Source organism: Kitasatospora sp. MBT66 (assembly GCF_000710405.2).
Classification (GTDB): Bacteria; Actinomycetota; Actinomycetes; order Streptomycetales; family Streptomycetaceae; genus Kitasatospora; species Kitasatospora purpeofusca.
Map to the genome: position 1 here is coordinate 438,751 of NZ_JAIY01000006.1, position 1,244 is coordinate 439,994.

A 1,244-nucleotide genomic window follows, 5' to 3' on the forward strand; every position below is an offset into this window, starting at 1 on the left:
CCCGGCCGCCGCCGTGGACAAGAACACCGCGCCCGCCGACGCCCGGCTCACCCTGGCCAAGCCCGGCACCCCGGTGTCCGCCCCCGCCGCCAACAGCGACCTGGCGCCCGGCGCCGGGGCCGTCGCCACCGGCGCGCTCGCCCCCGGCTTCACCGTCACCCAGACCACCACCGTCACCGAGCAGCGCGGCCTCGGCCTGTCCGGGATCACCTGCACGCCGTCCGGCACCGGGTTCTGGTTCGCGGGCGCCTCCACCGCCGAGGGCCGCACCGACTACGTCAGCCTGGTCAACGCCGAGTCCACGGCCGCCGTGGTCGACATCAAGCTCTACGGCGACAAGGGCCTGATCGAGAACGACGCCGCCAACGGCATCACCGTCGCCCCCGGCAGCTCCCAGTCGGTCCTGCTGCCCACCATCAGCAAGGGCCAGGTCGCCGACCTCGCCGTGCACGTGGTCGCCCGCTCCGGCCGGGTCGGCGCCGCCCTGCACGCCGCCGACGGCAGCAAGGGCGCCGACTGGGTGCCCGCCTCCGCCGACCCCGCGCCCGTCCAGGTGATGCCCGGTCTGCCCGCCGACACCTCGGCCGCCCACCTGGTGGTCTGGGCCCCGCCGGAGGACGACGCCGACCTGAAGATCGAGCTCTCCGGCAAGAACGGCTGGTTCGTCCCGGCCGGGAACGAGTCCATCCACGTCAAGGCCGGCATGGTCGCCTCGGTGGACCTCGGCAAGGTCACCCGTGACGAGGTCGCCGGGCTGCGGGTGTCGCCCAGCGACGACAAGCACCCCACCCCCGTGGTGGCCGGGGTGCGGGTCGACCGCGCCGGGGCGAACGGCAAGTCCGACGCCGCCTGGCTGGCCGGCACCGCGCCGGTCGGCGCCCGCGCCACCGTGGCCGACAACCGGGGCGGCGGGCCGTCCACGCTCTTCCTGACCTCCACCGGCGAGGCCGCCACCGTGCGGGTCACCGCCTCGGCCGGCACCGGCGGCGGCACCCCCGCCACCAAGGAGGTCCAGCTCCCGGCCGGCGGCACCGTCGCCCTCCCGGCGCCCGAGCCCACCGGGCTGAACGGCAGCTTCGCGCTCACCGTGGAGACCGTCTCCGGCGGCCCGGTCGTCGCCGCGCGGATGCTCGCGCTCCCCACCAAGGACGTGCCGATGTTCACCGTCCAGTCCCTGCGCGACGACCGCTCCACCGTCAAGGTCCCGCAGGCCTCCCAGGACCCGGGCGTGGTCCTGCGCTGAG

Annotated in this window: 1 protein-coding gene; it reads left to right on the forward strand. The window is 76.1% G+C overall.

Annotated elements, in window-relative coordinates; genetic code table 11:
* Positions 1-1,243, forward strand: a 1,243-nt coding sequence (locus BI06_RS50755) for a DUF5719 family protein (protein ID WP_043468474.1), incomplete at its 5' end; no start/stop codon positions are given.
* Position 1,244 lies beyond the last annotated feature (1 nt).